The organism is Polaribacter sp. AHE13PA (assembly GCF_019278505.1).
GTDB lineage: Bacteria > Bacteroidota > Bacteroidia > Flavobacteriales > Flavobacteriaceae > Polaribacter.
Genome location: NZ_CP058985.1, coordinates 736,733 through 754,221 on the forward strand (window position 1 = coordinate 736,733; position 17,489 = coordinate 754,221).

Below are 17,489 nucleotides of genomic sequence, written 5' to 3' on the forward strand. Positions count from 1 at the left end.
TAACTAAATTTAACATCAAAATTTATTTAGATTAAATTTAAATAAGGTTAATTTTGTTTTTAAATTATATTTATGTTTCTGTATTTTAGTACTTTATTTGTGTGTGTTTATCTGAATTGTATTTGAGTTTTAAAATTAACTGTTTTTTAAAACGATTTCAAGTGGAAATCGTAACACATGTTTTCTGTGTTTATATAGAAATACAAGTGTTGACTTAAAGTTTTACTTAAATTATATTCTAATCAAAAAAAATAATATTGTATAAATACACAATGGTTTATTTTATTAGTTCCTAAATATATTTATCATAATGCTTGATAATCGTTACTCATAAATTATATGTCGTTCTAACTCTTAATTTTTTTGCTTTCTTCATCTTTAGTATGCGTATTAACATGTATTTACAATTAGATTTCTTCAATATTTATTAATTGATGTTTTATTTTATTTAGAATTGTTCTAAATAAAATAAAAAACTATATTTGCTAAATATTATTTAGAGTTGTTCTAAATAGAGCTAGGCAAAAACCTTTAAAATTAAATATGGAATTAATTTATAAAAATAAATATGGAGCAAGTTATAAAGTAAATAAATACCCAAACCAAAATTATGAAATGCAAATAGTTATTGGCTCTGTAGGAGTTTTTATGGCAGAAAATGAACTAGATAATTTATTAGATGTTGTTCGAGGATCTCATGTTCCTTGTAATTGTGACAGCTGCAAAGGAGAACGATGTAATAAAATTTGGACTACAAGTGAATTAGTTGATACTTGTATTAAAGTGGATGACACAATTTTAGGGCTTTTAGAGGATTTAATTTTAGGTACTCAATTTATTTTAAATATAGACGATATTTTAGATGAGTATAGAATTAAATAGAGTATTTATGAAAGAAGAATTAATAGAATCGGTTGATAAAGAAGAATTAAATCAATTGGCACAGCAACTTTGTTGTCCAAAGGGAGAAAAGGGTATTTCTATAGGTGAGTTATTAAGCGACACTAATAAAGGTATGGTTTTAGAAAGTGTGAAATTACTTGATGTACAAGATAAAGATAGGGTATTAGAATTGGGGCATGGAAATGCTTCTCATTTACCCGATGTACTAAAACAGGCTAGTGAATTGAAATATTTTGGAATGGAGATATCTGAAATTATGCAACAACAAGCAGTAAAAATAAATGCAAAATACATTAAGAAAAGGGTTGCATTATTTTTATTATACAATGGACTAAACATTCCATATGTTGTTAATTTTTTTCATAAAATTATTACTGTAAATACTATATATTTTTGGACAAATCCCATAGATTTTTTAACAGAAATACACAGAGTACTTAAATCTAATGGTGTTTTTGTAGTGTCTTTTGCCAATAGTAGTTTTATGAAACAACTTCCTTTTGTTGCTAATACAAACGTTTTTAGTCTTTATGATCATGAAACGTTTATAAACCTAATAGCTGAGACTGATTTTAAGTTAGTAAAGATTAAAAATAAAACAGAAACAGTAAAAAGTAAAACGGGAGAGTGGGTCAGTAGAGAGTATTCTATTGCAGTATTACGAAAAAATTAAATCTCTTTATTTTCAATCAAAAAATGTCTAAGAATCTTTATTTATACAAACAATAAAAATAACTAACAGAACAGATCTGATTACAGCTTCATCCGTTAGGAATTAAAGCTTATTTTAATATGTTTTATAATCTTCTCCTTAAAGTTTTGTATTCAATGTGTTTATTAGCACTACTGTTTTTCTCTTCCATATAAATTTCTTATTTATCAATAAAAGATGAAATATTTAAACTTCATATTTTCTGCATTCAAAGCTTACTATTTTATATAACAGTAAGCTTTGAATAGAGATTATTTTTTATTTAGTTGGAACATATTTTTTTCATAAATCTATGTTTTTATATCTAAAAAAGAAGCGGTTTTATATCTTTTATTGACAATAATGTTTTAAATTTTATGATTATATATTTATAGTAAAATATTTAAGTTAATTACAATTTATAAAAAATTATTCACTTTTAATAAATGAATGAACATTTATTCATAACTTTGTGTTAGGAAAATAATTCTAAGTATGGCGCGTAAAATTGATGAAGATAAAATAGCAAGAATTAAAGATGCGATTATGCATACCATTGTAGAACATGGTATTGAAGCAACTACAATTGCTATGATTGCTAAAAAAGCAAACGTAAGTGGTGGGTATTTGTATAGAACTTATACGGGTAAACAAGATTTAATAAATGAACTCTATCGTGATAAGGTAAACTCTTTATATAAAGAGCTAGAATATTTATTAACCATAAACACAGATACTATTAAACCACTTATAGAAGAGTTTATTAGAAATAGAGTTACTTACTTTTTAGAAGAGCCAAATGCTTCAAAATTTTTTTATCAATTGTTACATAATGAAAACTTTTTTGCATCAGAAATCATTAAAGAAAAAAGTGCTGAGTTAATGAATAGCATCAAAATAATTGGAGTGAAATCTGGTGAGATTTCGAAAGAAACAACGGTGTATCAATTGCATTATCACATTTTGGTCTATGCCGTGGATTATATCAATTTTACAAGAAAAAATATTTTTGGAGAACAAGAAGTTACTATAGATGATGTAGATAAACTAACTGATAATATTTTAAATATTTTAAAATAAGTGAATATCAATTTAAAAAATAAATCAATGAAATTGAATAGAATAGGAGTATTTTTCTCTTTTGTATTAGGTTTTATAACAACATTTACAAACGCCCAAGATATTACCTTAAGGCAAGCGTATGACTTAATGTTGTCTAAAAACGGAGATGCAAAAGCCTCTAGCTTTGAAGTAAAAGCGATGGAAGAAGAGCATAAAGCTACAAAAGGATTGCGTTTACCAACGGTAGGTGTTTCTGGTACTTATATGCATTTAGATAAAGATATTTCGGCTGATTTAAATGAGCAAAGAAATATGGTAGGTGGCTTATTAGGGATTACAGATCCTGCAGCCGTTTTAGGTAGTTGGGATTTTACTCTGCAAGAAAAAAATATGGGGTTTGCCACTGCAGATATATCGATGCCAATTTATGCAGGAGGAAAGATTAATGCCGCTAACAAAGCTTCAGAAATAAAATTAGCATTGTCAGAAACCAAGCATAAAATTAAAGAAGATGCATTGACGATTCAGTTAATCAATTACTTTTTTAAGTTAAAATTAGCCGAAGAAGCAGTTCAGTTAAGACAAGAAGTATATGATGTTATTTTATTACATAACAACCAAGCAACTAAGTTTTTCGAAAATGGTATTATTCCAGAAGTAGAAACTTTAAACGCTAAAGTAGCTTTGTCTAATGCAAATAGAGAGTTGTTAGGGGCTAAAAAAGATGTCGATTTGGCTACTACGGCTGTTCAGAACTTAATAGGAGTAAATTCCATTTCTGGTTTCAGTAGTGAATTTAAGGAACCCACCATAGTAAAACCTTTGCAAGATTTTACCAATGATATGTTGACAGACAATGAACAGTTAAAAATCATTGAAAAAAATCATGAGTTAGCAAAAGTAGGTGTACAAGTAGAAAAGAGCGATTATTTTCCGAAAGTAGGAGTTTCTGGAAAATATATCCTTTGGAAAGATAATTTACCATTGGTAGATACAAAATGGTTTGTTGGTGTTGGTGTAGAATGGGAATTGTTTAATGGTTTTCAAAGAGAACATAAAATAAAAGCATCAAAATATAAAATTTCTCAAGTAAAAGAAATTGATAGACAAGCTCGATTAAATTTAACGACGTATACAGAAAAACTGTACAATACCATGCAAAAAGAACTGGAGCAATACGAAAGTTTACATACAGATGAAGCATTGGCAAATAGACTAAAATTTATGAGAACACGTGCCTTTGAAGAAGGAACTGGAACTTCACTAGAAGTGATGGACGCAACTCTAAAGTTATCAGAAATTAAATTACATAAAATAAAAGCCTTATATGAGTACAATGTAGCTTACGGAGAGTTAATGGTACTTACAGGAAAAACAGCTTCTTTCTTAAATCAAAATTAATAATAAAATTAAAATGAGAAATTCAAAATTTATAAAATCATTAATAGGTGTTGTAATTATTTCAATTATAGTTCTTACAGGTGTGTGGTTTTTAACGAAACCTAAATCTGTTGTTTTACAAGGTAGAATTGAAGCAAAAGAAATTTATTTGTCTTCTAAAATACCTACACGTATCAATTCTTTTGAAGTGAAAGAAGGAGCAAGTGTAAAAAAAGGACAATTGATAGCAACGCTTTTAAGTCCAGAAATTATGGCAAAAGAGCAACAAGCGTTAGCTTTAAGAGATGCTGCAAATGCTCAAAAGAATAAAGCACAAAATGGAGCAAGGTCAGAAGAAATTAGAGCAGCAAAAAGTGTCTATGAAAAAGCAACAGCAGCAGCCAATGTAATGAATAAGACATACACTCGTATGGCAAACTTATTTAAGGATGGCGTAATTTCTGAACAAAAAAGAGATGAAATATTTGCAAAAAAAGAAGTTGCGTTAAAAGACCAAGAAGCGGCGTTAAGCATGTATCAAATGGCAAAAAAAGGTGCTAGAAATGAAGACATAGATGCTGCAACAGCAATGGTAAAACAGGCAGATGGCGCTTTAATTGAGTTAGAAGGTTATAAAAATGAGCGTAATATTATTGCACCTATAGATGCAGAAGTTCTTGATTTTTTACCAGAAGAAGGAGAATTAATAGGGGCAGGTTACCCAGTTGTTCATTTGGTTGATTTAACAAATAGTTACGCTATCTTAAATATCAAAGAAACGAGTCTTTTCAATTTTAAAAAAGAAAGTGTTTTTGAAGCAACGATTCCTGCTTTAAACAATAAAAAAGTACAATTTAAAATTTATTATGTTGCTGCTTTAGGAGATTATGCTACTTGGAGTGCAACAAAAGCTACTGGAGATTTTGATATTAGAACTTTTGAAATTAAGGCGATGCCTGTTGAAAAAGAGGTAGAGTTAAGACCTGGAATGAGTATTTTAATTGATTATTCTCAATTTAATGAGTAAAATGAAACCCTCTTTACGGATTGCAAAAAGAGAGATCGCACTGTTATTTAACAGTAAGTCGACTTTTGTTCTTGCAGTGATATTGCCTTTTGTGTCCATTTTGTTTTTCAATACGCTTTTAAGTGAAGGTGTTGCTAGAGATTTACCAGTAGCTGTGGTAGATTTAGATCATACTGCAACCTCAAGAAATGTTATTGCTCAGTTAGATGCTGCACCGGATATTAAAATTGGTTTTTTTCCTATAAATCAGCAAAAAGGAGAAGAATTAATTAGCTTGGGAAAAGCGTATGGTGTCGTTACAATTCCTCAAAACTTTGAAGCAGATTTAAAAAGTGGAAAACAAGTAAACATCATCAACCAGTACAATAGTAATTTTTTATTGGCTGGTGGATTAGAGTATAAAGCATTTCGGAAAGTTATTGGCACAATTTCGGCAGGTGTAAATATAGAAAAGCAACGTAAAAAAGGAGTTTCAAAGCAACAAGCATTGGTGAATTATCAACCTATAAAAGCAAATAATCATATATTGTCTAATCCGTATACAAATTACTCCTATTACTTAAATACCGGGTTTTTAACGATGTTTTTTCAATTATTTGTCATGCTAACCACTATTTATTGTTTTGGGGCAGATCTAAAGTATAGCAAAGGAAATAAGTTATTGAGCATTACAAATGGAAGCTTATCTGCTATTATTTTAGGAAAAGTTTTACCCTATACGATTTGGTTTTTATTTGTAGGTATTGTTACATTATTAAGTATGTACGTATGGCAAGATTTTCCTTTTTTTGGAAGTAAAACAACCGTTTTAGCAGGTTTACTTTTATTGATTTTAGCAAATCAGTCATTTGCATTATTCTTTATTGCTATTAGTGGTAGTTTTAGAGAAGCCTTAACAATTGGATCTGGTTTTGGAGCTGTAAGTCTTTCTTTTTCAGGAATTACATTTCCAATTTTTGGAATGCCAGAAATATTGCAATGGTTGAGTCAGGTTTTTCCGTTTACCCATTTCTTTGAATTATTACTAGATCAATCGCAACGAGGGTTTCCTGCATTTTACTCTTTAAAGGCAATCATTATTTTAGTTGTTCTGTGTATTGTGCCAATTTCAATAAGTTGGTTTAAGTTAAAAAGATTGTTTTTAAAAGGGAAGTTTAATCACAGTATTTAAAATGAAGAATTTATATAAATTATTTTACAAAGGCATCATTTCATTTAAGAATACATTCCGTACCGAATGGAATTCAATTAAATCGGATAAAGCGGTGGCAAGTACTTTTTTATCTGTAACCCTTATTATTTTGGTGGTGTATACTTATATATATTCAAATCAAATAATTAAAGAAGTTCCGGTTGCAATTGTAAATCAAGATGGTACCAGAATGAGTAGAGATTATATTGCTATGTTAGCGGCTACAGAAGGTACAAAAACAATAACATCATTTGCAGATTTAGAAGCAGCTAAAGTAGCTTACTATTCTAGAGAAGTGCAAGGAATTGTTATAATTCCAAAGAATTTTGAAAAGAATATTAGAAGTGGCAGACAAACAACCATTACTACTTTTTCTGACGCTGCAAATATGTTGTTTTACAAACGTGTTTTAGGAGATGTGACTGCGGTTAACGGATATTTTAGTGCAGGAATTGCAGTAAAAAAAGAAATGGCAAAAGGAGTTTCTTTTGATGAAGCTCAGAAAAATTATACGCCAATAAAAGCAATATCCACCAGTTTGTTTAACACAAATTCTGGGTATGCAACTTATTTAATTCCGATGTTAACTGCTTTAATTATTCAATTAGTTTTATTGATGGGAATTGGTCTTTTAAGTGGATCTCGACGAGAATCAAAATCTACACATAAAGAATTTCCAAGAATATTACATAAAGGAGGCGTGCTATCTGTTTTATTAGCGAAAGCGTGTTTATATACTTTAATTTATATCGTTATTATTCCTATTCAAGTTGGCGTTGTGTACACGTTGTTTGGAATTCCGGTGCGTTCTTCATTATTATCAATTTACGTATTTATAATTCCCTATATATTTTCTGTGGTGTTTCTAGGAATATCCATCAGTTCCTTTTTTAAAAGAAGGGAAGATTCTATTGTTTTTTTAGTCTTGCTTTCTATTCCGTCATTAATGTTAAGCGGGTTGTCTTTTCCTGTTGAAGGGTTTTCTAAGTTTTATAAATTTATTTCAGACATCATTCCATCAACACCAGGTATGAATGGCTTTGTTAAATTAACACAAATGGAAGCTTCATTTTTAGATGTAATAAAAGAATGGAATCACTTATGGTTGTTAACGGTAATTTATTTTGTCATTGCTGCCATCTCTTTAAAATTAAGAGCAAAAAAGGAAGTAATGTTAAAAAAAGGATTAGAGGTAAATAGTTAATTATATAGATTATAAGAGTCGAAAACTATATTAGTAATCGAATTAGTTCTCAACTGCGATCTAACTGACAAAAATAAATTAAGTAGCTACTATAAAACAAGAAGTTAAGGTAAATAAAAAGCAGGTTTTTATTTACTGATATATAAAAGTGATTATAAAATCTATACATCGCTTTTTTTTGATTTGAAGACCTTGAAATTACTAAGCTTTTCATAATCTTTCTCAAATTTCTATTATCTTCGTTTTTCTAAAAAAAAGAGACAGAAAATGAGTAGAAATATAAAGGACTATTTAGTTATTGGTTTAAAAGGAATGGGAATGGGTGCAGCAGATGTAGTGCCTGGAGTTTCTGGTGGTACAATTGCCTTTATTTCTGGTATTTATGAAGAATTATTAGGATCTATTAGCAATGTAAATCTAGACTTATTTAAGACATTAAAAAAAGACGGATTAAAAGCAGCTTGGACACAATTAAACGGTAATTTTTTAGCTTCATTATTTATAGGGATTTTTATAAGTATAATTTCATTAGCAAAAGTCATTAAATATTTATTAGAAAATGAGCCTATTTTATTATGGTCGTTCTTTTTTGGTTTGGTATTGGCTAGTATAATTTACATCGCTAAGCAAATTACAAAATGGAATGTTATTTCTGTAGTAGTCTTGGTTTTAGGAGCCTTTTTAGCGTATTATATTACGACTCTAAATCCTTTAGTTTCAGAAAATTCTTCTCCGTTATTTATATTCCTTGCAGGAGCAATTGCTATTTGTGCAATGATTTTACCTGGAATTTCAGGTTCTTTTATTTTAGTGTTATTAGGTGCATATAAACCTGTTTTAGATGCTTTAAATAATAGAGATTTTAAAACTATTTTAGTTTTTATGGCTGGTGCAATTATTGGTCTATTAACATTTTCTAGAGTTTTAAAATGGTTGTTTAAACATTATAAAAACATAACGTTAGCTGCTTTAACAGGTTTTATAATTGGATCTTTAAATAAAATTTGGCCTTGGAAACAAACCTTAACATGGCGTATAAATTCTCATGGAGTAGAAGTGCCATTTAATCAACAAAGTGTAAGTCCTTTTTCTTTTAATGGAGATGCAGAGTTAACCATGGCAATTGTATTGGCAGTTGTTGGTTTTGTAATTATTCTAGGAATGGAAAAATTAGCAGTAGCGAAAAAATAAATGTTAGTAGAAAGAACTTTTTTACAGAAATTAATCCTTTTTTTTAAAGGGTTGGCAATGGGGGCTGCAAATAAGGTTCCTGGTGTTTCTGGCGGAACAGTTTCTTTCGTTTTTGGCTTTTATGAAGAATTAATTTACTCATTTAGAAAGGTAAACTTAAAAGCATTTAGGTTGCTGCTAAATGGTCGATTTAAAAGTTTTTATAGCTACATTAATGGCTCTTTTCTGCTTTTAGTTATGGGCGGAAGTGTCTTTAGTTATTTTAGTATTTCTTTAATACTAGATTATTTTTTAGACAACTTTGAGTTGTATGTTTGGAGTTGGTTTTTTGGAATGATTATAGGATCTATCTATTATATTGGAAAAGATTTTGGAGATTGGAATTTTAAAAACATACTATCTTTAGTTATTGGAGCGTCTATAGGAATTGGAATTAGTTTTTTAACGCCAGCAACAGAAAACGACAATCTTTGGTTTGTTTTTGTATGCGGAATTATTGGTGTTTCTGGGATGACGCTTCCAGGACTTTCTGGGTCTTTTATCTTAATCCTTTTAGGGAATTATGTATTACTATTAGTAGATTCTGTAAACGTATTATTTAATGTAGTTACCAATGTTTTATCTGGAGATTTTACGGTTTTGTCTGATCCGATAAAAGTACGTTATTTAAAAATAATTAGTGTTTTTACTGCAGGTTCTGCTTTTGGTTTGGTTTCTATTAGTCATGTTTTAGGCTATGTTTTAAAACGGTGGAATCAAATTGTAAATGCAGTTATTATAGGTTTTATTACGGGATCATTAGGGATTGTTTGGCCTTGGAAAAAGGCTGTGTATTTACAAGAAGAAGGAAGTTTTTTAATAGATAAAAAAGGAAATAAAATCGTGGAAAATTATGAACGATTTGTTCCTGATTTTTCAAATTTAGAAACCTGGACAGCTGTGTTTTATATTGTGTTAGGTATTTTGTTAATTTTAGGAATAGATTTTTATGGGAGAAAGAAAAAATAAAGTTTTTGGATTATTAGGAAAAGATATTGAGTATTCTTTTTCTCGTGGGTATTTTACAGAAAAGTTTGAAAAATTAGATTTACAAAAATGTAAGTACGTTAATTTTGATATTCAAAAAATAGAAGATTTTACTGCTGTAATAAAAGAAGGAGGAGATAGTTTAGGCGGAATAAATGTTACCATTCCTTATAAGGAAGAAGTAATGAAATACTTAGATAAATTAGATGAAACAGCAAAAGCAATTGGTGCTGTAAATACTATTAAATTTACTAAAAGAGGAAATTTAAAAGGATATAATTCTGATGTTGTAGGTTTTGAAAAATCAATATTTCCATTGATAAAAAAACACCATAAAAGAGCTTTAATTTTAGGTACAGGAGGTGCTTCTAAAGCAATTGCATATGCCTTAAAAAAGAATGATATTAAGTTTAAATTTGTTTCTAGAAACCCAGAAGGTAAAAAAGAAATTTCTTATCAAGATTTAACGGAAGAAATCATGGAGAAATATCAAATTATTATCAATTCTTCTCCAGTTGGTACATCTCCCAATACAGATAGGTGTCCGGATATTCCGTATCAGTTTATTACAGAAAAACATTTGTTGTACGATTTAATTTACAATCCAGAAGTGACAACTTTTTTAGCAAAAGGAAAAGCACAAGGAGCTACAATTAAAAACGGATATGAAATGTTGCAATTACAAGCAGAAGAATCTTGGAGAATTTGGAATAAAGCATAATTAGAATGATATTATTTATTTAATATTAAAAGAATAGTTGGCAATTAGCGCAGCGCGTTAGGGGGTGCATTGGAAATCCTTTTTATGAAGAATGAATAAAAAGATTGTAAAGGAAAGCCCGACCTGCAAGGGAACGCCCAAAAGTAAATTATCTATATTATTTTATAGTTAGATAGTTTGTAGATTTAGTAAGTTGTCAGTATCTTTATAAGATATATAATAGTAGTATTATAGTAGACCTTAAACATTGTAGATATGTTAGAAAAAAATGAAGTAAACGTTGATAAGACGGAAAAGAAAGTAGAAGAAGTTTTAAATGAAACTAAAAAAGTTGAAGTTGTAGAAAATCTTGAAAAAACAGATGATACTGTTGATGCAGTTGATGAAATAGAGAAATCTATTGCTAAGGATGCTGAAAAAGATACTGATAAAGATGCAGAATCTGATGTTGTAGATTATTCAAAATTATCTTTAGAAGATTTAGTTTTAGAACTTAAAAAAACACTTTCTGATAATCCTGTTCAAAAAATAAAAACTCAAGTTGAAGGTATTAAAAGTGCTTTTAATCAGAAATTTGGAGCTCTTTTAGCAGAAAAGAAAGCAGCTTTTTTAGAAGAAGGAGGTAATTCTATCGATTTTCAATTTTCTAGCCCTATAAAAACGGATTATAATACGCTGTTGTCTGATTATAAAAAACAACGTGATGCACATTATAATGATTTAGACAAGCAACTTTCTTCTAATTTAGAAAAAAGACTTTCTGTTATTGAGCAATTAAAAGATTTAATTGAAAATGCAGATACAGCAACAATGTATAAAAGTTTTAGAGAATTACAAGATTCTTGGAAAACTATTGGACCTGTTTCTAAGAACCATTATAATGATACTTGGAAAACATACCATCATCATGTAGAGCGTTTTTATGATTTATTACATTTAAGCAATGATTTTAGAGATTTAGACTTTAAACATAATTTAGAAGAAAAATTAAAAATTATAGAAAAAGCAAATGCATTGGCAGAAGTAGCTGATATTAATGTTGCTTTTAAAGAGTTACAAGATTTACATAAAATTTGGAAAGAGGATATTGGACCTGTTTCTCAAGAAATGAGGGAAGATGTATGGGGTAAATTTAGTGAAGCAACTAAAAAAATTCACGATAGAAGACATGATCACTTTAGAGAAATGCGTTCTAAGCATCAAGAAATTATAGAGAAGAAATTATTGGTGGTAGAAAAATTAAATGCTTTTGATACTTCTAATAATAAAACGCATAACGATTGGCAAAAAAGTATTAAAGATATAGAAGAATTAAGACAAGAATATTTTAATGCAGGCAAACTTCCGTATTCTAAAAGTGAAGAAGTTTGGCAAAAATTTAAAGCGGCTACAAAGAAATTTAACAGCGCTAAAAATGTTTTTTATAAGCATGAAAAAAACGATCAGCAAGAGAATTTAAAGAAGAAAATGGCGTTAATTGAGCTTGCAGAATCTTTAAAAGAAAGTGAAGATTGGGAGTCTTCGACGAATACTTTAAAGAAAATACAAGCAGATTGGAAAAAAATAGGGCATGTACCTCGTAAATTTTCTGATGATATTTGGAAGCGTTTTAAAGCAGCTTGTAACCATTATTTTGATAGATACCACGAACAGAAAAACTCTTTAAATAAAGAGCAACAAGAGGTTGTAGATGCTAAAAAAGAATTCTTGGAAACGGTTAAAGAATTAAAAGATCCTACTAAAGAAGGTATTTTCGAAATTATAAATAACTGGAGAAATTTAGGTGCATTGCCAAGAAATGCAAGACACATTGATGGTAAATTTAATAAGTTAATCGATAGAGCTTTAAGTGGTTTAGATCTAGACAAGAATGAAGTTGCTATGTTAAAATTTACACATGTTGTAGATAGCCTTGCAGCAGATAACGATGTTAGAAAGTTAGATTCTGAGCAAATGTTTGTTAGAAAGAAGATTGATGAGGTTGTTAAAGAAATTCAACAATTAGAGAATAATTTAGGTTTCTTTTCTAACGCAACAGATGATAATCCTTTAGTATTGAATGTAAAAAATAGAGTAAATGAGTTTAAAGCAGATTTGACTATTTGGAAAGAAAAGTTAAGTTATATTAAGAACTTAGATTACTAATTTACTTATAAAGTATATGAAGTTTAAAACTCGAAGCAATTTGCTTCGAGTTTTTTTGTTTATATACGGTGCCCAAAAATTGTATAAGTATAACTATTTATTTCGTGTGCTTACTTTTAATTTACTATTTCCAAAATGCCGGAGTGACATGTTTTGAAGTTTGGGAGGTTTTTATATTTTTAAATAATTTTTCTCAAAGTTTGACCTTTCGAGGTAGAGAGTAATCACACAAAGTTGCTCAACGCTGTGTTCTCTTCTTTATGTGACTTTTCATTCCATTAAAAGTGATAAGTTGGAGTTTTGTTCTTTTTTCTACTTGGTTAGTATCTCTGAATAGTTTCTCTCTCCAAAAGGGTAAACATAGGGTAAAATATTCTTTTATGAATGACAATCTATGTGTGAAAAAAGAATAAGAAAAGTTAACTTAGTCTTGATTTTTGTATTTTTTAGCGAAGCAGTTTTGAAACATTTTCTATATAAAACAAAAAACTCGAAGCCTAAAAGCTTCGAGTTTTTTATAATTTATGAGTAGAAAGATTAAGAAAAGAATTTCTCCATTTTTAATTTTTCTTCTTCAGCCAAAGCAGCATCTACTAAAATACGACCACTATGCTCATCGATAGTAATTTTCTTTCTATTTGCTATTTCTAATTGCACCTGAGGTGGAATTGTAAAATAAGAACCTCCAGAAGCACCACGCTCAATAGCAACTACTGCTAAACCGTTTTTTACTTTAGTTCTAATTCTTGTATAAGCAGCAAATAAATGTGCATCTAAAGTTTGAGAAAACTCTTCAGATTTCTGAGCTAATAACTCTTCTTCTTTTTCAGTTTCTTTTAAGATAGCATCTAATTCAGCTTTTTTATGGCTTAAATGTTTTTCTTGTTTTGCTAACTTTTCGTTAGTAGCATCAATTACCTCTTTTTTCTGAGCTATTTTTGCTTTGTATTCAATAATTCTTTTTTCAGCTAATTGAATTTCTAAATCTTGATATTCAATTTCTTTCGATAAAGAGTCAAATTCTCTGTTATTTCTAACTTTCTTTTGCTGCTCATCATACTTTTTCATTAACCCATTAGACTCATCAATAGCTAATTTTTTGTTGTTAATGTCAGTTTCTAAGTTTGCTGCGTCTTGGTTTAAGTTCGCAATTCGCGTGTTTAATCCGGCAACTTCATCTTCTAAATCTTCAACTTCTAAAGGTAGTTCACCTCTAACGTTTCTAATTTCGTCAATTCTAGAGTCGATTAATTGTAAATCGTATAAAGCTCTTAACTTTTCTTCAACCGAAATTTCTTTCTTCTTTGCCATGTTTATATATAATATATAGGATTTGTACTTTCTTCTGATAAAATGACTGCAAAATTACTAAATTTTTTCGTAAGATAGTCTACCAAAAGGTTTTTTGTAAACTGTTCACTCTCATAATGTCCAATATCTGCCAAAAGGATACTGTTTTCAGCTTTAAAAAACTCATGATATTTAAAATCTGCACTCACATATGCATCTGCACCTGCTTTTATTGCATTAGAAATGGCAAAACTACCAGATCCACCTAAAACAGCTACTTTTTTTATTTTTTTATTGATTAAATTAGAATGGCGCACACAATCTGTTTTCATTGTTGCTTTTAAATATAAAAGAAAGTCGGTTTCATCCATCTCTGATGGAAGTTCAGCAATCATTCCCATTCCAATATTTTGGTGTATATTTTCTGTGGTTATAATTTCATATGCTATTTCTTCGTAAGGATGATTTGCTTTTAAAGTTTTTAAAATAGCAGCTTCATTCTTACTTTCGAAAGTGATAGAAATTAAAGTTTCTTTTTCAGTTGTATTTTTTCCTTTTATACCAATAACCGGATTAGAATTTTCATTACCTCTAAAAGTTCCTTCACCTAAAATATTAAAAGAACAATTATCATAATTCCCAATATTTCCTGGGCCTGCTGCAAATAGAGAATTTCTTACTGCTTCTGAATCTTTAGTAGGAACATAAGTGGTTAGTTTTTTAATAATTCCCTTCTTAGGAATTAAAACTTTAGGATTTTCTAAACCTAAAACTTCGCACATTTTAGCAGAAACACCATTATTAGAATTATCCAAGGCAGTATGCGTTGCATAAATGGCAATGTCATTTTTTATGGCCTTTAAAACTACACGTTCTACATACGAATTTCCGTTTAGTTTTTTTAAACCTCCAAAAATAATAGGATGAAAACTAACAATTAAATTACAGTTCTTAGCAATTGCTTCATCTACCGTTTTTTCTAAGGTATCAAGAGTTACTAGTACACCAGAAACGGTAGTATTATAATTCCCCACTAATAAACCAACATTGTCAAAGTCTTCAGCATAATTTAAAGGCGCTAATTCTTCTAAGTAGTTGGTGATGTCTTTTATGATCATAAATAAATATTGTGTCAAAAATCAAAGTTAACATTTCTGTTTATAAATTCATAAAAATGACTTACTTTTTGGATGTGAATTTCTTCAATTTGTTAAAATAATTGCGTTATAGCCTATGGAAACTCTTTAAAGTAGGTTTTAAAAGAAAGTTGCGTAGACAAATTTATCCTTTTCTTTGATTAAACTTATTTGTTTTAAAACAATTGCAGGTTTTTGTAGTGTCTGTTTGAGCGCTGTCGAGAATTATTAGGTTTCTAAAATAAGTTTCGATTAACATTAACTATACATTTAGATTGACACTAATAATTTATATAACGAACTAATTTCCGCTTTAAAGAATACAGCAATCAAAATAATCGATAAACTTTACAAAAGAAATTTACGTGAAATTCGTGTTTTTTTTCTTTTTTAATGTGTGTAACCTGCTTATTTTTGAATCAATGAAATTTCTAAGATTTTTACTTTTTCCGTTTGCCATTATTTATGATGTGGTCACTAGCATACGAAACTTTTTTTTTGAAGTAGGTTTTTTTAAACAGACTTCTTTTAAGATTCCGATAATTGTGGTTGGCAATTTAAGTGTGGGAGGAACTGGGAAAACTCCGCAAATAGAATATTTAATCCGTTTATTAAAAGATGGTTTTAAGACAGCTGTTTTAAGTAGAGGATACAAACGTAAAACAGAAGGTTTTGTATTGCTTAATAGTACGCATTCTGCGGAAGATGTTGGAGATGAACCTTTACAATACTATAAAAAGTTTAATACCATTGATGTTGCTGTTGATGCAAATAGAGTAGCAGGAATTACTAAGTTGATTACAGACAATGCTCCTGAAGTTATTTTATTAGATGATGCTTATCAACATAGAAAAGTAAAAGGTAGTTTTTACATTTTATTGACAAAGTATGATGATTTATTTACAGATGATTTTTTATTGCCAACAGGAAATTTAAGAGAAAGTAGGAGTGGAGCAAAGCGAGCGGATGTTATTTTGGTTACCAAATGCCCAGTAAATTTAACGGAGTCTTCCAAAAACAGTATTAAAGAAAAGTTAAAGAAGTTCCATAAAAAGGTGTTTTTTACAACGATTTCTTATGATGATCAAACGGCTGGATCTGATTCTATTTTTGTGAATGATTTAAAAGATTACGATGTTTTATTAATAACAGGAATTGCAAATCCAACACCACTTTTATCTTTTTTAACGGAGAAAAACGTGAATTTTAAACATTTAAAATTCCCAGATCATCATCATTTTACAGATAATGAAATAGAAATAATTAAGAAGGAATACACAAATTTAAAGTCTTCTAAAAAGCTTATTTTAACAACAGAAAAAGATTACGTGCGTTTAGAAAATAGGGTGGAAGCTCTTTCATTTTTAGGAATACAAACTTCTTTTTTAGAAGAACAAGAAGTGTTTAACTCAATACTTAAAAACCATATACAATAAAACCAGCGTTGTTAGGACGCTGGTTTCTTTTTTTGATTTTTGTTAGAAGTATCTTTTTAAGAACACCTCATTTATAGGACACCATTTTTTTTAATAAGTCACATGGTGTTTTTTTTACCCTGAATTTATAAAATATAAAGACCTCAGATGGTTTTAATATCTAAGGTCTTTGTATTTATTATACTATTTTAAAAACTAAAATGTCTTGCGTTAGGTATAGAAGTAGAAAGCCCACAGCCCAGAAAGGGCGAGGACTTGTAACGAATAGCCCGACCCTTGTGGTAACGCCCAAATACTTTTTACATTTCCATAGAGTGAAAGACGTTTTGCACGTCATCATCTTCTTCTAGTTTCTCCAACAATTTTTCTACATCTGCTTGTTGCTCTTCGTTTAATTTTGTGGTTGTAGTAGGGATTCTTTCAAATCCTGAAGATAAAATTTCTGTACTATTTTCTTCAAAGTAAGTTTGGATAGCTCCAAATTGCTCAAAAGGAGCATAAATGATAATTCCTTCTTCATCATCAAAAACTTCTTCAACTTCAAAATCGATTAATTCTAACTCTAACTCTTCTAAGTCGATTGTAATATCTTCTTTTTTGATTGTAAAAGTACATACATGATCGAACATAAAAACGACAGAACCAGAAGTACCTAAATTACCATCACACTTATTAAAAGCAGACCTTACATTGGCTACAGTTCTATTATTATTATCTGTTGCAGTCTCTAAAAGAACCGCTATTCCGTGAGGTGCGTACCCTTCAAACAAAACTTCTTTATAGTCTGCAGTATCTTTATCGGTAGCTTTTTTAATTGCACGTTCTACATTATCTTTAGGCATGTTTGCAGCTTTTGCATTCTGCATAACTGCCCTTAATCTAGAGTTAGAATCGGGATTTGGACCACCTTCTTTAATAGCCATTACAATATCTTTACCAATTCTAGTAAAGGTTTTTGCCATTGCTGACCAACGTTTCATTTTTCGTCCTTTTCTAAGCTCGAATGCTCTTCCCATTTCTAATGATGTTTTTATAAAAATTATAAATACAAATGTAAAAATTAGCAAGTTGATTCACAATTTTTT

15 protein-coding genes are annotated in these 17,489 nt (G+C 29.4%); 12 read left to right on the plus strand and 3 right to left on the minus strand.

All coding sequences use genetic code 11. The annotated features are described in order from the left end of the window. The first annotated feature begins 543 nt into the window (after nucleotides 1-543). The 11 genes from H0I28_RS03240 to H0I28_RS03290 all read left to right on the plus strand — a co-directional run bounded on the left by H0I28_RS03240 (nucleotide 544) and on the right by H0I28_RS03290 (nucleotide 12,542). Entirely contained in the window at nucleotides 544-882 is a 339-nt protein-coding gene (locus H0I28_RS03240) for a hypothetical protein (protein ID WP_218733309.1), read from the plus strand. A gap of 7 nt (nucleotides 883-889) precedes the next feature. Next, entirely contained in the window at nucleotides 890-1,576 is a 687-nt protein-coding gene (locus H0I28_RS03245) for a class I SAM-dependent methyltransferase (protein ID WP_218760452.1), read from the plus strand. Between the two features lie 513 nt (nucleotides 1,577-2,089). Then, nucleotides 2,090-2,674: a TetR/AcrR family transcriptional regulator gene (locus tag H0I28_RS03250; protein WP_218733313.1), complete on the plus strand. Its 585-nt coding sequence runs from the start codon at nucleotides 2,090-2,092 to the stop codon at nucleotides 2,672-2,674. 27 nt (nucleotides 2,675-2,701) lie between these two features. Continuing rightward, nucleotides 2,702-4,057: a TolC family protein gene (locus tag H0I28_RS03255; RefSeq protein WP_218760454.1), complete on the plus strand. Its 1,356-nt coding sequence runs from the start codon at nucleotides 2,702-2,704 to the stop codon at nucleotides 4,055-4,057. A 13-nt stretch (nucleotides 4,058-4,070) separates the two neighbouring features. Further along, a complete protein-coding gene (locus tag H0I28_RS03260) occupies nucleotides 4,071-5,063 on the plus strand; it encodes an HlyD family secretion protein (RefSeq protein ID WP_218733317.1) in 993 nt (330 codons plus the stop codon). 1 nt (nucleotide 5,064) lies between these two features. Next, nucleotides 5,065-6,234 (plus strand): ABC transporter permease, encoded by a 1,170-nt coding sequence (locus H0I28_RS03265; protein WP_218760456.1) that lies wholly within the window; start codon nucleotides 5,065-5,067, stop codon nucleotides 6,232-6,234. Between the two features lies 1 nt (nucleotide 6,235). Next, nucleotides 6,236-7,459, plus strand: coding sequence for an ABC transporter permease (locus H0I28_RS03270; RefSeq protein WP_218760457.1), 1,224 nt, complete (start codon nucleotides 6,236-6,238; stop codon nucleotides 7,457-7,459). Between the two features lie 267 nt (nucleotides 7,460-7,726). Beyond that, nucleotides 7,727-8,650 carry a DUF368 domain-containing protein gene (locus H0I28_RS03275; protein WP_218760458.1) on the plus strand — a complete coding sequence of 308 codons (924 nt, stop codon included), beginning with the start codon at nucleotides 7,727-7,729 and terminating at the stop codon, nucleotides 8,648-8,650. Next, entirely contained in the window at nucleotides 8,651-9,658 is a 1,008-nt protein-coding gene (locus tag H0I28_RS03280) for a DUF368 domain-containing protein (protein ID WP_218760459.1), read from the plus strand. After that, nucleotides 9,639-10,397 (plus strand): shikimate dehydrogenase, encoded by a 759-nt coding sequence (locus H0I28_RS03285; protein ID WP_218760460.1) that lies wholly within the window; start codon nucleotides 9,639-9,641, stop codon nucleotides 10,395-10,397. The genes H0I28_RS03280 and H0I28_RS03285 overlap by 20 nt, the downstream gene beginning before the upstream one ends. Before the next feature lie 255 nt (nucleotides 10,398-10,652). After that, nucleotides 10,653-12,542, plus strand: a complete 1,890-nt coding sequence (locus H0I28_RS03290) for a DUF349 domain-containing protein (protein ID WP_218733328.1) — start codon at nucleotides 10,653-10,655, stop codon at nucleotides 12,540-12,542. Nucleotides 12,543-13,079: 537 nt separating this feature from the next. On the opposite strand, the gene H0I28_RS03295 is transcribed toward H0I28_RS03290, so the two are convergent. After that, on the minus strand, nucleotides 13,080-13,853 hold the full coding sequence (locus H0I28_RS03295) for a zinc ribbon domain-containing protein (RefSeq protein WP_218733330.1): 774 nt from the start codon (nucleotides 13,851-13,853) through the stop codon (nucleotides 13,080-13,082). Between the two features lie 2 nt (nucleotides 13,854-13,855). After that, entirely contained in the window at nucleotides 13,856-14,950 is a 1,095-nt protein-coding gene (locus tag H0I28_RS03300; RefSeq protein ID WP_218760461.1) for a Nif3-like dinuclear metal center hexameric protein, read from the minus strand. A 440-nt stretch (nucleotides 14,951-15,390) separates the two neighbouring features. On the opposite strand from H0I28_RS03300, the gene lpxK reads away from it, so the two are divergent. After that, nucleotides 15,391-16,404, plus strand: coding sequence for a tetraacyldisaccharide 4'-kinase (gene lpxK, locus H0I28_RS03305; RefSeq protein ID WP_218760462.1), 1,014 nt, complete (start codon nucleotides 15,391-15,393; stop codon nucleotides 16,402-16,404). A gap of 299 nt (nucleotides 16,405-16,703) precedes the next feature. Here the strand turns inward: lpxK and H0I28_RS03310 are convergent, their stop codons facing one another. Beyond that, on the minus strand, nucleotides 16,704-17,420 hold the full coding sequence (locus H0I28_RS03310; RefSeq protein ID WP_218733335.1) for a YebC/PmpR family DNA-binding transcriptional regulator: 717 nt from the start codon (nucleotides 17,418-17,420) through the stop codon (nucleotides 16,704-16,706). Between the last annotated feature and the right edge of the window lie 69 nt (nucleotides 17,421-17,489).